Source organism: Collimonas sp. OK607, from assembly GCF_900111995.1.
Taxonomy (GTDB): domain Bacteria; phylum Pseudomonadota; class Gammaproteobacteria; order Burkholderiales; family Burkholderiaceae_D; genus Collimonas.
In genome coordinates, this window is the sequence record NZ_FOKF01000016.1 from 1 (window position 1) to 14,303 (window position 14,303).

12 protein-coding genes are annotated in these 14,303 nt (G+C 55.9%); 4 read left to right on the top strand and 8 right to left on the bottom strand.

Going from position 1 to position 14,303, the window contains the following annotated elements:
* On the top strand, positions 1-626 hold a 626-nt coding region (locus BM029_RS12520; protein ID WP_139217241.1), incomplete at its 5' end, for a transposase.
* A gap of 271 nt (positions 627-897) precedes the next feature.
* Here the strand turns inward: BM029_RS12520 and BM029_RS12525 are convergent.
* Positions 898-1,680, bottom strand: a complete 783-nt coding sequence (locus BM029_RS12525; protein WP_092436477.1) for a GntR family transcriptional regulator — start codon at positions 1,678-1,680, stop codon at positions 898-900.
* Between the two features lie 23 nt (positions 1,681-1,703).
* Positions 1,704-3,314 (bottom strand): gamma-glutamyltransferase family protein, encoded by a 1,611-nt coding sequence (locus BM029_RS12530; RefSeq protein ID WP_092436479.1) that lies wholly within the window; start codon positions 3,312-3,314, stop codon positions 1,704-1,706.
* 757 nt (positions 3,315-4,071) lie between these two features.
* Between BM029_RS12530 and tkt the strand changes: the two genes are divergently transcribed.
* Positions 4,072-6,147, top strand: a complete 2,076-nt coding sequence (gene tkt, locus BM029_RS12535; RefSeq protein ID WP_092436481.1) for a transketolase — start codon at positions 4,072-4,074, stop codon at positions 6,145-6,147.
* On the opposite strand, the gene BM029_RS12540 is transcribed toward tkt, so the two are convergent.
* From BM029_RS12540 to BM029_RS12555, 4 genes are all read right to left on the bottom strand, one after another.
* Positions 6,133-7,443: a glucoamylase family protein gene (locus BM029_RS12540; RefSeq protein WP_092436483.1), complete on the bottom strand. Its 1,311-nt coding sequence runs from the start codon at positions 7,441-7,443 to the stop codon at positions 6,133-6,135. The two genes, tkt and BM029_RS12540, sit on opposite strands and share 15 nt — an antisense overlap.
* The gene (gene pgm, locus BM029_RS12545; RefSeq protein ID WP_092436485.1) at positions 7,440-9,113 is read right to left on the bottom strand and encodes a phosphoglucomutase (alpha-D-glucose-1,6-bisphosphate-dependent); all 1,674 of its coding nucleotides are present in this window, start codon (positions 9,111-9,113) and stop codon (positions 7,440-7,442) included. Before pgm ends, BM029_RS12540 begins: the two co-directional genes overlap by 4 nt.
* A gap of 67 nt (positions 9,114-9,180) precedes the next feature.
* Positions 9,181-10,209 carry a phosphogluconate dehydrogenase (NAD(+)-dependent, decarboxylating) gene (gene gnd / locus BM029_RS12550; protein WP_092436487.1) on the bottom strand — a complete coding sequence of 343 codons (1,029 nt, stop codon included), beginning with the start codon at positions 10,207-10,209 and terminating at the stop codon, positions 9,181-9,183.
* A gap of 76 nt (positions 10,210-10,285) precedes the next feature.
* A complete protein-coding gene (locus tag BM029_RS12555; RefSeq protein ID WP_092436489.1) occupies positions 10,286-10,525 on the bottom strand; it encodes a hypothetical protein in 240 nt (79 codons plus the stop codon).
* 310 nt (positions 10,526-10,835) lie between these two features.
* Between BM029_RS12555 and BM029_RS12560 the strand changes: the two genes are divergently transcribed.
* Complete coding sequence (locus BM029_RS12560; protein WP_092436491.1) at positions 10,836-10,988, top strand: DUF3309 domain-containing protein; 153 nt, start codon at positions 10,836-10,838, stop codon at positions 10,986-10,988.
* Positions 10,989-11,095: 107 nt separating this feature from the next.
* Here the strand turns inward: BM029_RS12560 and BM029_RS12565 are convergent, their stop codons facing one another.
* On the bottom strand, positions 11,096-11,398 hold the full coding sequence (locus BM029_RS12565) for an ElaB/YgaM/YqjD family protein (RefSeq protein WP_092436493.1): 303 nt from the start codon (positions 11,396-11,398) through the stop codon (positions 11,096-11,098).
* 380 nt (positions 11,399-11,778) lie between these two features.
* On the opposite strand from BM029_RS12565, the gene BM029_RS12570 reads away from it, so the two are divergent.
* Positions 11,779-13,047 carry an NRAMP family divalent metal transporter gene (locus BM029_RS12570; protein WP_092436495.1) on the top strand — a complete coding sequence of 423 codons (1,269 nt, stop codon included), beginning with the start codon at positions 11,779-11,781 and terminating at the stop codon, positions 13,045-13,047.
* A gap of 145 nt (positions 13,048-13,192) precedes the next feature.
* Here BM029_RS12570 and BM029_RS12575 read toward each other — a convergent pair whose 3' ends face one another.
* The gene (locus BM029_RS12575) at positions 13,193-13,651 is read right to left on the bottom strand and encodes an RcnB family protein (protein WP_092436497.1); all 459 of its coding nucleotides are present in this window, start codon (positions 13,649-13,651) and stop codon (positions 13,193-13,195) included.
* Between the last annotated feature and the right edge of the window lie 652 nt (positions 13,652-14,303).

The window sequence follows — 14,303 nt, forward strand, 5'->3', positions numbered from 1 at the left end:
GGAAAAGTCTCGGGAGCCGGGATCATTTGATCACGCTGAGCAAGCCGACAATCCGCCCGGATTGGATGACGATAGAACAGTACGAATCTGCACCGGATACGCTGACCGTGAGGGAATTGGAAGCTGGCGGCAAAGTGCTGGTGACGACCTTGCTGTGTCCGAAAACAACGCCAAAAATCGCCCTGAAGGCATTATACAAGCGCCGCTGGCATGTCGAGTTAGACATCCGCAACATCAAAACCACATTGGGCATGGAAACACTGAGCTGCAAAACACCGCAGATGGGTGAAAAGGAGATGTGGGTATACCTGCTTGCCTACAACCTCATCCGAATGATCATGCTGCAATCAGCCTTGCTCGCCGATGTCTTGCCACGCGCACTGAGCTTCAAGCATACGCTACAACTATGGCTGGCAACGGGCGATACATTGCGTCACCCTGATGACGATGATAACGTCGCAGAATTCTTGGCGTTGGTGGCCGAACAGACGATCGGAAACCGACCGGGGCGAATCGAACCGCGCGCCATCAAGCGAAGACCAAAACCTTACCCTCTACTGATGCAAGCACGGACCCCAGCAAGAGAGATGCTGCGAAAATACGACCATCCGAAAAAGGCTAAGTAAGTGCCATTCGACTCTGACCCCACATCACTAAGTCCTCGATTCGCATTGATAACCCTTCTCCCTTAGCAAAGTTATCTACGCAAATTCCAATACCGAAGTTTTTACGGTATACGCGACGAGCAGCACGAACTAACCGGGGTCAGAGTGAACTTTCGCAGGCTTTATCGCGAAACTTCACTCTGACCCCGCTTAGTGGACCACGGAGCAGAAGCTGTAAAACGAAAAGAAAAAAACCCGCAGCAAGTGAATTGTCTTTCTCCACAGCCGCGATCTAACGCATCACCTTAACCTGCACATACGCCAAACGTTCGGCTCCAGCAGACGCCCGCGCGCTGTGCAAGCGATGCAAGGTAATTTGGGTGACATCGACATGACCGTCGTCGATATGCGCAGTCATCAGGCTGACGGCATCGGCAGCGCCGCGGGTGCCTATTTTCGCCAGGATCGCGACATGTTCGTCATAGGTCGACTGCACACAATCGCCATAGATGAAATCCAGACGGCGCACGATGCGGATGCGGTCAGTCAAACGCTCGAAAGTACTGGCCATTTCCAGGTTGCCAGCGGCGCGCACCAGCGCCAGGTGAAATTTTTCGTCAAGCATCGCCACCTTGCGTCCATCGCTTAAGCGTTCAGACGGCGGCACACACCATATCGCCTTTTGCTGTTCGATCAACGCGGTATCGATAGCGCCGGCGCTGGCTGGTCCTGCGCATAGCTTGCTGATGGCATGAATTTCGATCAGTTTGCGCAACTCGTATAAATCTTCAAAACGCTTGAAATCGATGGGCACCACTTCCCAGCCGCCCCGTACATAACCTTGCATCAAGCCATCGCCCTGCAGGCGCTGCAACGCTTCGCGTACCGGGGTGCGCGAGACATTGAAGTAGGCGGCGATTTCAGTTTCGGTAATCTGATCGCCCGGCAACAGGCGCATGTCGAAAATATCTTCGCGCAGACGGCCGTATACATAGTCAGGTAAAGACACGCCTTTTGGCGCAAAGTCGCTAACCCGGGCGATTACCTGGGGGTCGGTGCCTGAGACTGTTTTCATGATTTCCGCCGTTGCGTCGTTATTTACCAGGCCGCCACACTACCATCCGTACGCGGCTCTGTCCCGCCGCATAACACGCCGTGCTGATCGCGCCAGATAATCTGGCCGCGGCCGAAACCGAGTTGATTGGCTGACCATGAGGCCTCGTGTCCGAGGCCGCGCAAACCGCGGAATATGTGCTCCGCATTGGTATGTTCGATACTGACATTATTACCCCCCTCCCATTCCCAACGCGGGGCGTCGAGCGAGGATTGTGGATTAAGGCCGAAATCTACCGTGTTCATGACCATCTGCACATGTCCCTGCGGCTGCATGAAGCCGCCCATCACGCCGAACGGACCTACCGCCTTGCCATCCTTTGTCAAAAAACCCGGGATGATGGTGTGATATGGCCTTTTGCCAGGTGCCAGGCAGTTCGGATGGGCTGCATCGAGCGTGAAATTGTTACCACGATTATGCAAGGCGATGCCGGTTCCCGGCACCACCAGCCCGGACCCGAAACCCATGTAATTGCTTTGGATGAAGGACACCATATTACCTTCATCATCGGCGGTGCTCAGATACACGGTGCCGCCGCGCGACGGCTGGCCAGCCACAGGCAACGCCGCGCGCGCGCCGATCAACTGGCGGCGCTCGTCGGCATAAGCATCGGACAGCAGATCCTCGACTGCGACCCGCATATGGCCACTATCGGCGATATGCGCCAGGCCGTCCGCATATGCCAGCTTGATTGCTTCGATCTGACGGTGATAGGTCAGCAAAGTATCGCGTTCGCTGAAATCGAAGCCTTTCAGGATATTCAAGGCCAGCAAAGCAACAAGGCCATGGCCGTTAGGCGGAATTTCCCAGACATCATAACCGCGGTAATTGCTGCTGATCGGCGCTACCCATTGCGGCTGGTAAGCCGCCAGGTCGGCATTATCCAGATAACCGCCGGCAGAGCGTACAAAGGCAGCAATCTTTTCGGCCAAAGCACCACGATAGAAACTGGCGCCATTGTCGGCAGCGATCGCACGCAAGGTATCGGCATGCCCCTGCGAACGCCAGACCTCGCCAGCGCGCGGCGCCCGGCCGTCTACATTGAACGTGTCGAACCAGGATTGAAAATGCGCGTCCTTGAATTCCTGTTGAAATAATTTGTATGCCTGCTGCCAGGCAAACGCCACCATCGGCGATACCGGATAGCCGTCTTGCGCCAGCGCGATGGCGCCGGCCATGGAACGCTCCAGCGGCAGCTTGCCGAAACGTTCTGCCATGCCGGCCCATGCCCCCGGCGTGCCAGGCACAGTGATCGGCAGCGCACCGTACTTCGGCATGCTTTGATGCCCCGCTGCGTGCAGCTTATCGATGGAGATTGCGCGCGGTGCAGCTCCGCTGGCGTTCAAACCGTGCAGTTCACCCTTGTGCCAGATCAGTGCAAAGGCATCGCCACCGATACCATTCGCGGTCGGCTCAACCACGGTCAGCGCGGCAGCGGTGGCGATCGCTGCATCGATGGCGTTGCCGCCGGCTTGCAGCACCGCCAGCCCGGCTTGCGCAGCCAGCGGTTGCGAGGTGGCTACCATGCCGCGCTTGGCATACACCGCGCTACGGCGGGAGGCGTAGGGATAATGATTAGGGTCGAAAGTGAACATGTTTTCTCTCATCGATAAAGGTGGCAGCGTCTACCACCGTGATTTGCATGCAATGCGGGTACGATCTGGAATGGCAAACGCCGGTTCATTCTTCATCCTTTGTTATGGGAGGCGATGCGGCACGAAGATCATATGATGTCGCAAGTCTATATTGATGTATACAAGAAAGTAGACAAGTAAATAGATAGGCAGATAGACAAACATTAAGCACGCCAATACGCGTACCAACAACGTGTCAGGTCACGGGCCATGGCAGATGACTTCAATGGCGAAACATCTTCGCCTACCGGCAAACGCGGTGCCGAACGCACCGGATACGAATGAAATTGCAAGTGGTTTTTGTTGTGGCCGGCGGCTGCAACGCCCCGTAAAAAAAATAAACTTTTTCTATGTGGCTTAGCGAACAGATAAATGCACGACAGTTGGCTAAAGTTATCCCATCTTCCCTGCCAGGGCTCCGAAGCCTGGCGGTTTAAGCTTAGCGATAAGTACGCTGCGCCTGCTTTAACGACGAGATTGCATGACAACCAATTTCATCGGGAGACGTAAGTGTAAATATCGGACTACCGGGGCTGGCGGTCGGGAAATATACCAGCACCAAATTCGTCAATTCGTCAATTCCTGTACTACTGCCAGTTACATTAAACCGGCGAAAAGCGCCGCAAAGAATGCTATCGTTCTTTGATCGTGCTTTGCGTTGCGTTGGATTACCCCAGACTATCCTCAGATCCGCCCATCGAATTCAAGGAGTTGCCGAATGAGCTCAACGCTTTCCACCTCTGCACTCGACGAATTGTGCGTCAATACCCTGCGTTTCCTGTCGGTCGACGCGGTCCAGCAAGCCAACAGCGGCCATCCGGGGTTGCCGCTGGGCGCGGCGCCGATGGCGTATGTGCTATGGACGCAGTTTCTCAAGCATCATCCCGCCCATCCCCATTGGTTCGACCGCGATCGGTTTGTACTGTCGGCGGGCCATGGTTCCGCTTTGCTGTACAGCCTGTTGCATCTCACCGGTTACGACCTGCCGCTCACTCAGCTCCAGCATTTCCGTCAATGGGGCAGCCGTACGCCGGGCCATCCTGAACGGGGCTTGACGCCTGGCGTCGAAGTCACCACCGGCCCGCTCGGCCAGGGCTTTGCCAACGGCGTCGGCATGGCGATGGCGGAAGCGAATCTGGCCGCTCGCTACAATCGCGGCGACCTGGATATTGTCAATCATTTTACCTACGGCATAGTGAGCGACGGCGACCTGATGGAAGGTATCGCCTCGGAAGCCGCATCGCTGGCAGGCCATCTGCAGCTGGGCAAACTGATTTACCTCTACGACGACAACCGGGTGACTCTCTCCGCCGGCACCGACATCGCTTTTACCGAGGATCGGGCACGGCGTTTCGACGCCTATGGCTGGCACACGCAAGTCATAGAAGACGGTAACAACCTGGCATCGATAGCACGCGCGCTGGACGCCGCACACGGTGAGACCGGGCGCCCCTCGCTGATACTGGTACGTACCCATCTCGGTTACGGCTCGCCCAACAAACAAGACAGTTTCGAAGCACACGGTTCGCCGCTCGGTGTCGAGGAGCTGCGCTTGACGAAGCAGAGGCTTGGCTGGCCGGAGCAGCCTTGGTTTTATATTCCCGAAGCCGCTGCAGCGCATTTCCTCGAAGCCGGTCAGCCGGGGGAAAAATCGGAATCGGCCTGGCATGCGAAATTCTCGCTCTACCAACAACAATTTCCCCAGCTTGCGTTGGAACTGCAACAGCTCATTCAAGGCGGAACGGCCGCTTTGCCAGCCGGCTGGGATGCAGATATACCGCGATTCCCGGCAGATGCCAAAGGCATGGCGACACGGGTCGCATCGGGCAAGGTCATGAACGCTATCGCCGCGCATCTGCCGGCACTGATCGGCGGCTCGGCGGATCTTGATCCTTCGACTTATACCTCATTGAAAGGATTGGGAGATTTCGAGCCGGCCGACATCATTGCAGGCGACAGACAAGGTTCCGATGGCGGCGGCTGGAGTTATGCCGGCCGCAACTTGCACTTTGGCGTGCGTGAACTTGCGATGGGCGCGATTATCAACGGCATGGCGGCCCATGGCGGCGCGCTGCCGTTCGGCGCCACCTTCCTGGTTTTCTCCGATTATATGCGGCCGGCCATCCGCCTTGCTGCCCTCATGGGCTTGCAGGTGATCTATGTGTTTACCCATGACAGCATCGCGCTGGGCGAAGACGGCGGCACCCATCAACCGGTAGAACAACTTGCCAGCTTGCGTGCGCTACCAAACCTGATCGTGCTACGTCCGGCAGATGCCAACGAAACCGCGATTGCCTGGCGGGTAGCGGTGCAATCGCATGAACGGCCGGTGGCGCTGGTGCTGACACGGCAGAATGTGCCTACCTTGGATCGCAGCCAATTTGCAGCGGCCGAAGAATTGCAACGTGGCGCTTATATCCTGGCCGACGCTCCTGACGGCTCCCCGGAGTTGATCCTGATTGCCAGCGGCTCGGAAGTCGGGCTGATCGTAGCCGCACGGCTGCAACTGCTGGCGCAAAACATCCAGGTGCGGGTTGTCTCGATGCCGAGCTGGGAACTGTTCGATGAACAACCACAGGCATATCGCGACACGGTGCTACCGCCGGCAATCGGCGCAAAACTGGCGGTGGAAGCTGGCGTCGCGCAAGGCTGGCATCGCTATGTCGGCGATCACGGCGACGTGCTGGCGATAGATCATTTTGGCGCCTCGGCTGCGGGTGAAGTTGTGATGCGCGAGTATGGTTTTACCGTTGATAACGTGTGCCAACGTGCTCTGGCGTTATTGCGTTCCTAGCCAGCCGCCGGTGAAACCGGCACGCTGCAAACCGTTTTTGATATATGGGCAATTCCGCATCAGGCGCCACAGCATCTCGCTGCGATAGTTCTCGATCATCAGAATGATCGGCCCCTGGTCGAGGCCGAAATGCCAGGGCGATACCCAACCGTAAGGGTTGGCGCAGTTACATGGAAAGCTCGGATTGAATGTCGCCTTGAAACCATAAGGATTGCCGGTCTTCAGGCCGACCTGATGCACAAAATAATCGATGGTAGGCAGTACGATTTCTGGCGCAAACGGCAGCGAAGCCACCACCACCCATGGCGCAATGGTACCGTCATCGGGACCGTGCGGTACGCCGCGCGCCACGTAGTCGAAGAATTCGCGCTTGACGCCGTTGACATCGAGCGTCGCCGGGCCGGGGCCGTCGCTTGCGGTAATACCCCAGCAATATTCACCATAACCGGCGAAACCACCGGGATTGGCGATCGCATATTGTTGCTGGACCAGCGTGGCGCGACGGCTGTTTTCGAAATAATCGATGCCTTTGCTACGCATGGGGTTGTCTTGTATGCCACGGAAATCCACCCAGATATGCGACAGCTGATGCGTGAACATGGAGCCGGAATAGAAATAATCGTAGCCGTAGCTATGCTGCCATTGATAGGCGGAGGTCCAATCGCAGTAACTATCTGCAGACAAAGGATGCGATGGCGAACCCAACCCCAGGATGTACAACAGCAGCGCCTCGTCGTAGCCATCCCATCGATTAGGCAAGAAACCTGACTCCGGCTTCCATCCCATGGATAACGCCTCGCCGCCATTCTGCGCCCATGGCCAGTCGACACGCAGATAAAGCGCATCGGCCAGCCTGCGGATTTCGCCTTCCTCCGCACTAACCGGGTCATCGAAATAACTGCCTGCCGTCAAGGCTCCTGCCACGAAAAAAGCAGTATCGATCGTCGATAACTCGCATTGCCAGGCCCGACGGCCGGTTTTCATATCCAGGAAATGATAGTAGAAACCCCGATAGCCGGTGGCATCCGGCTCCGTTCCTTGCGGGCTGTTCCAGAAAAATCGCAATGTCCTCAACACCCGTTTGGCTGCTTCAGTACGTTTAATGAAGCCGCGTTCGGTCGCCACCGGATATGCCGCAAGCGCCAGGCCCACCGCGGCAATGCTGGCAGGCCAGCCAAGTGCGGTCTTATCTATCACGAGACCGTTTTCCAGATTAGTCTCATGCATGAAATAACTGAATGATTCGCGCTGCAGCATGTCCAGTTCGGCTGCTGTCGTCAGCGCTCTCCGGCTCATGTTTTTGCCGCGGATGGCGATTGTGGGTTGCCGGCCAGAGCGGCGTCGACAATCGCCTGCGCCTCTTGCACGATGCGCAGCAAATGATCCTCGCCTTGAAAACTCTCGGCGTAGATTTTGTAGATATCCTCCGTGCCTGACGGCCGCGCAGCAAACCAGCCACTTTCCGTGACCACTTTCAATCCCCCTATCGGGGCCCGGTTGCCCGGCGCCGTGGTGAGAATATGCTGAATTTTTTCGCCGGCCAGCTGATCGCGCTGCACTTGTTGCGGCGATAACGCCGACAGCATTTTCTTCTGCGCCGGCGTGGCGCTGGCCTCAACCCTGGTGCTGACAGGATCGCCCAGCTCAGCCGCCAGTTTGCGGTAAACCTCACCGGGATCCCGGCCGCTGCGCGCGGTGATCTCTGCCGCCAGCAGGGCTGGCGCCAGGCCATCCTTGTCAGTAGTCCAGACTGAACCGTCAAGCCGCAGGAAAGTGGCGCCGGCGCTCTCTTCGCCGCCAAAACCGAGTGAACCATCGCTCAAGCCGGCTGCGAACCATTTGAAACCGGCCGGCACCTCATACAGCTTGCGATTCAGCCTGGCGCTGATGCGGTCGATGATCTGGCTGCTGACAACCGTCTTGCCGACGCTGGCATCCTTCGACCATAAGGTCCGGTGCTGGAACAGATAATCGACGGCAACCGCCAGATAGTGGTTAGCCGGCAGCAGCCCGGCGCTTTTTGTGACGATGCCGTGGCGGTCATGATCGGTATCGCAGGCAAAAGCAATATCGTAACGATCCTTCATTCCAAGCAGGCGCTGCATGGCGTAGGACGACGACGGATCCATCCGAATCCGGCCATCCCAATCCACTGTCATGAAACGGAAAGTCGGATCGACTTCGTCGCTGACCACGGTCAGGTTCAACCCGTAACGCTCACCAATCCGCTCCCAGTAATGCGCACCGGCGCCGCCCAGCGGATCGACACCGAGATGAATCCCGGCACTGCGGATTGCCGCCATATCAATCACCTGGTCAAGCTCGTTCACATAGGTGTTGAGATAGTCGTAGCGATGCGTGGTGGCAAGGCGCAGCGCCTTCTCCACCGGCATTCGCTTGACATCCTTGAGAGCATTTTTCAGATAAACATTGGCTGCGGCCTCGATCCAGCCGGTGACATCGGTATCTGCCGCGCCGCCGTTCGGCGGGTTGTACTTGAAGCCACCATCCTCCGGCGGATTGTGCGAGGGAGTAATCACGATACCGTCGGCAAAACCGCTGCTGCGGCCCTTGTTGTATCTGAGAATAGCGTGCGAAATTGCCGGCGTCGGCGTGTACTCGTCACCCTCCGCCAGCATCACGTCTACACCGTTGGCGGCCAATACCTCGAGCGCGCTAGTGCAGGCAGGAACCGACAGCGCATGGGTATCAATGCCGAGGAACAGCGGGCCGTTAATGCCCTGCTTGCTGCGATAAGCGCAAATGGCTTGCGTAATGGCCAGTACATGCGCCTCGTTAAAGCTATGCGCGAACGACGACCCGCGATGCCCGGAAGTACCGAAGGCGACGCGTTGTTCGGGAATCCCCGGATCCGGGACATTCGTGTAATACGCTGTGACCAGCTTCGGCACATCGACCAACAATGCCAATGGCGCCGGTTTTCCGGCCAGGGGGCTTATTTTCATCATCTTATTCCTGGACGGTGGCAACTAATATTTTTGATGCTTTTAGTATCTTCGTGCACTACCGTCATCAATCTTCCTGTGGTTTAACCGGCTTTTCTACGTGGCCGCCGAATCCTTGCCGCATGGCTGACAAGACCTTATCGGCAAAGTCGCCTTCACCGCGTGAGCTGAAACGTGTAAAAAGAGCGGCGCTCAAAATCGGCACCGGCACTGCTTCGTCGATAGCGGCATTAATTGTCCAGCGCCCTTCGCCCGAATCCGACACGCGGCCGGCGTACTGTTCCAGTTTCGGATCGTTCTGTAGCGCACCAGCGGTAAGATCCAGCAACCACGAGCCGATCACGCTGCCGCGCCGCCAGAGTTCGGTGATCTCGGGCAGGTCCAACTCATATTGATAGTGTTCCGGATTGCGCAGCGGCGTTGTTTCCGCATCCGTATCATGGCTGCGCTTGCCGATATTGGCGTTGCGCAGGATGTTCAAGCCTTCCGCATAAGCGCCCATGATGCCGTACTCGATACCGTTATGCACCATCTTGACGAAATGCCCGGCGCCTTGCGGACCGCAATGCAGGTAACCCTGCTCGGCACTACTGTCGGACTTGTTCCGGCCAGGCGTGGCGCTTGCCGCATCAACTCCCGGCGCCAGCGTGGCAAAAATCGGCGCAAGATGCTGCACAGCTTCCTTGTCGCCGCCAATCATCAGGCAATACCCGCGGTCGAAACCGGCGACGCCACCGCTGGTGCCGACGTCAACGTAGTGGATGTTTTTTTCTTTCAATTCGATGCCACGGCGAATGTCATCGTGGTAATAGGAATTTCCGCCGTCGATCACGATGTCGCCGGCGTCCAGCAGCGGTGTCAGCAGCGCCAGATTTTCATCAACCACAGCCGCCGGCAACATCAGCCACAGCACACGCGGCTTGCTCAATTTGCTCACCAGGTCTTGCAACGACGATGCACCAGTCGCCCCGGGATGCAACAACGCCTGGACTGCATCCGGATGCAAGTCATATACCACGCATTGATGGTCGCCTTTGGTCAGGCGCCTTACCATGTTGGCGCCCATGCGCCCTAGTCCGATCATCCCTAGCTGCATCGTGCATCTCCTTGCTGAATAATCTTTACTTTGGAATCTTCCGGATTTGACTGTATTTTTACATCGCTTTTTAACGCTATTCTTTTCTTCTGTCTTCAATCATCGAAATGGCAACGACACGGGCCTCCGCCTCAGCTTCCTGTTCGCTGGAAAATACGACGTCAACCGCGACCCGCTGCGACGGAAAAATGTCATTTCTATGCATCGGATTAGTGGATGGCGCATAAATGGCCAGATTGGCTACCCAGTCTTCGCTGTCAGGCAGCTGGATGCCGGAACATTCGATTTCGTAGTCACCAATTGTTTCGGTAAGCATTGCAGTCTCCAGGCGGTGTGAAAATCAGTCTACCGGTATCTGCCCCGATATTTGTCGCATTTTGTATTCTGTCACAATAAACACGGCACTTCCGATCAGACCATGTTTCGATCAATACTACTACTGTAAATGTCTGCAGAAAACCCGACTTCCGGGAGGGCGGGTTTTTGTGCGGCAGCGTACAGACCGTGCGATCTTTCCCCACTATCTTGGTTCCATACTTAGCTGAAAAAAATAACAGCGTTAAGTTCCCGTTGCAAGCGGCGCTCGTGCTTGCGAACCAGTCCTTTCACTTCTTTAGGAGCCAAGCATGGGCACCGTCTTACTCATTCTACTGATTCTCGTCGTCATCGGCGCTCTGCCGAGCTGGCCGCATAGCCGCAGCTGGGGTTACGGCCCAAGCGGCATTACCGGACTGATCGTTATCATCCTGATCGTCATGTTGCTGACCGGGCGACTGTAAACCTGCTTCTGCAAAAAAAATGGCGCGATCCGGATGTGTGTCACGCCGTTTCCCGAGAGGCCGGAGAATCGTCTTAACTCCGGCTATCGCTGCGCGCAGCCGCAGCTCTATTTTTTAGCCAGGATCACTCCGGCCAGAAATCCCACACCTGCAGCCGTAGCCAGTGCACGCCACGGATTCTCTCTCACATAGACTTCTGCCGAATCCGCCATTTCCCTGCCAGCGACAATCGCATTAGCTTGTGCATCCTGGGCTGTGACCACTGCCTTGTCCAGCAGGCGCATGCCACGATTTCGCATTTCCTCTGCCTTGTCACCAGTCAAATCAGCGGCTGCCAGCAATAGGGCCTGCGCATCCTTGATCAGCTTTTTTACGTCATCATTGACGACCTTCAAATTCTTTTCCAACATAGGATTCTCCTCAGATGGTGTGAGGCGCGACTTTTGCGCCGGTATCATTCAACAAAAACCTGCCATTGACAGACCACTTATGGATTCCGACGCACGATATCAACGGCAATTCTGTGCCGAAGCAACGCGTCCAGTGTATGTCGTATATTGCGAGGGATCGGTACGCTGACGCACATATCACCCGTTTTAGTGCCTGACACATCGGCAAGTTTTCATATTCACGGTTCGATAACGTACAGACCGGAATAGCGTTCGACAATAAGCTTTTTTGAGCAATAGCATGAAAATGCGAAATTTCTGCTGCAGCACACCAGGTAAAAAAACAACGCGGCTGACCTCAAACGAATAACAAGACTGACTTTCCGGCAAACCGCTCACAAATGAAAAATCCAGAATCAAAAGAAAGCTGGTTAAGAAAACTCGGGCCGGGCCTGATTACCGGCGCCGCAGATGACGACCCCAGCGGCATTGCCACCTATTCCCAGGCAGGAGCGCAGTTTGGTTTCAACCTGTTGTGGACGCTGTTTCTGACCTATCCGCTGATGGTTGGCATCCAGATGGTCAGCGCGAAAATCGGCCGGGTCAGCGGCCATGGCCTGGCTACCAACATTCGCCGCCACTACCCGCCCTGGCTGTTATATGGCATCGTCGGCCTGCTGCTTGTGGCCAATACGATCAATATCGCTGCCGACGTTGCCGCCATGGGGGAAGCATTGAGACTGCTGGTGGGCGGCCCTGCGCATTTTTATGCCTTGGGCTTCGGCCTGTTGTCGCTCGTGCTGCAAATTTTCATTCCCTACGATCGTTACGTCCGCCTGCTGAAATGGCTGACGCTGGCTTTGCTAGCCTATGTCGGCACCGCCTTCGTGGTGCATACACCGTGGACCGAAGTGTTCGCAAAAACCGTCTGGCCGCACTTGTCCTGGAAGCCTGAATACATCACTACGGTAGTGGCCGTATTCGGCACCACAATCAGTCCCTACCTGTTCTTCTGGCAAGCGTCGCAGGAAGTGGAAGACCTGCATGCCAATCCGGACGCGAAACCGTTGAGAGATGCCCCGGAGCAGGCCAGCGCCAACTTCCGCCGGATCAAGCTCGACACCAGCCTTGGCATGGGTTTTTCCAACATCGTCGCCTACTTCATCATGCTGACGACAGCAGTCACCCTCGGCCTGCACGGCATCACGGATATACAAACCTCGGCGCAGGCAGCTACGGCATTGCGCCCGATTGCGGGCGAATTCGCCTTTTGGCTGTTTAGCGCGGGCATCATCGGCACCGGATTACTGGCGGTCCCGGTACTTGCCGGTTCTGCCGCCTATGCCATGGCAGGAGCTTTCCATTGGAAAAACAGCCTGGAACTGAAACCTGTGCTGGCCCAAAAATTCTATGGGATCATCGCCATCTCTACCGCCATCGGCGTTGCGCTCTGCTTCGCACCCGTCGATCCGATCAAGGCCCTGTACTGGAGCGCCGTGATTAACGGCGTCATTTCGGTGCCGATCATGTGCGTGATGATGCTGATGGCCGCGCATCCGAAAATCATGGGGCGATTCGTGATCACCGTCAAATTGAAAAGATTAGGCTGGCTCTGCACCGGAGTCATGGCTGTCGCGGTGTTGGCGATGTTTTGGACGTTAGGGAAATAGGTATGTGCGTGTTGTGAGTTCCGCGTGGGCACAAAAGCGTGCCCACCCTACGAACCTCCCCACGTAAAAAAAGCCCTCCTGTATATTTACTCAGGAGAGCTTTCTGTTGCAAGCCGTCAGCTACAAGACGACAAACACGGTTTTGTCAGTTATTCAGGAGAAGCTGCAGGATGATACCGGTGGAAATCGCCACCAACACATAGTCGCCACCGGTTTGCACCCATTGATAACCACGCGGCGGTGCATTCAGATGGTGGCCGCGCCAGTCATTAACCACATATTGCCGGTTGCGATATTCAGGTGGCAGACGCTGGCCACGGTAAAACTCATGATTCGGTCCGGCGCCACGCTCACCTTCGTGACCGCGGTTAGCCTGTCCGAAATCCCGGTTATCGCGATGATCCTGCGGCCTGCCCTGATTGTCGCGATTGTCGTGATTGCCGCGATTATCGTGATTGCCGCGATAATCGCGATTATCGCGATTATCACCTTGACCGTCTCGTTGCTGGTGATCATTACGATCGCCGAAATTTTGAGCAAAGGCAGATCCGCCTGTGGTCATGGTTATCGCCATGATGGCGCAAACAATTGGTTTGAGGTTCATATTCGGCTCCATTGGATGGTAAGTATCATATTCGTCGCGTGCACTCGGGCGCGGGCCACGTACCTATCCTGATAGGGCCTGTTGACAAGATAGGCTTACCAAACTGAAAACTCTGTGCGCCAGCGCACCTAGATTACCTGACATTCGACAACATGCAGAAAAATATCGACGTCATCTGCCAGAGCCGATGCGATGCGATGCATTATGTTGCGTTGCATTACATCACATTGTCATTTTCACTATGTGCGACAACGCACTGAATTTATCCTGCAATTCACTTAACCTTGAACAATACCGTCAGCGCAATAAAATTAACGGGGCGGGCTCCGATTGATATTCCGATATTCAGAGAGCGCCCGCAGAAACTGCTAAGCTGTAAAGCGTAGACTGGTTCACAGCACGCCAGTTGGCATTCCCGCTGCCTCAAATTCTATCGTCCCCTGTCGCACGCCTCTCTTGACAGCGAACTCGTGCTGTTGTCTGAAGCACTATTTTGCAGGGCCAGAATCAGATCCTTGACAATCATGTCTACGCTCTGCGATCCGATTCTCCTCAGTTTCATTATCTGAATAGAAACGTTAGAATTGAAAACAGACCCTAGATCTCTCTACGACAGTTTACTCGGCATAAAGAACGCATTGCTACCCGGAAG

Excerpts from the sequence above, each read along its gene's own strand:
- BM029_RS12525 (WP_092436477.1), bottom strand. The coding sequence starts at position 1,680 with ATGAAAACAGTCTCAGGCACCGACCCCCAGGTAATCGCCCGGGTTAGC.
- BM029_RS12530 (WP_092436479.1), bottom strand. The coding sequence starts at position 3,314 with ATGTTCACTTTCGACCCTAATCATTATCCCTACGCCTCCCGCCGTAGC.
- tkt (WP_092436481.1), top strand. The coding sequence starts at position 4,072 with ATGAGCTCAACGCTTTCCACCTCTGCACTCGACGAATTGTGCGTCAAT.
- BM029_RS12540 (WP_092436483.1), bottom strand. The coding sequence starts at position 7,443 with ATGAGCCGGAGAGCGCTGACGACAGCAGCCGAACTGGACATGCTGCAG.
- pgm (WP_092436485.1), bottom strand. The coding sequence starts at position 9,113 with ATGAAAATAAGCCCCCTGGCCGGAAAACCGGCGCCATTGGCATTGTTG.
- gnd (WP_092436487.1), bottom strand. The coding sequence starts at position 10,209 with ATGCAGCTAGGGATGATCGGACTAGGGCGCATGGGCGCCAACATGGTA.
- BM029_RS12555 (WP_092436489.1), bottom strand. The coding sequence starts at position 10,525 with ATGCTTACCGAAACAATTGGTGACTACGAAATCGAATGTTCCGGCATC.
- BM029_RS12560 (WP_092436491.1), top strand. The coding sequence starts at position 10,836 with ATGGGCACCGTCTTACTCATTCTACTGATTCTCGTCGTCATCGGCGCT.
- BM029_RS12565 (WP_092436493.1), bottom strand. The coding sequence starts at position 11,398 with ATGTTGGAAAAGAATTTGAAGGTCGTCAATGATGACGTAAAAAAGCTG.
- BM029_RS12570 (WP_092436495.1), top strand. The coding sequence starts at position 11,779 with ATGAAAAATCCAGAATCAAAAGAAAGCTGGTTAAGAAAACTCGGGCCG.
- BM029_RS12575 (WP_092436497.1), bottom strand. The coding sequence starts at position 13,651 with ATGAACCTCAAACCAATTGTTTGCGCCATCATGGCGATAACCATGACC.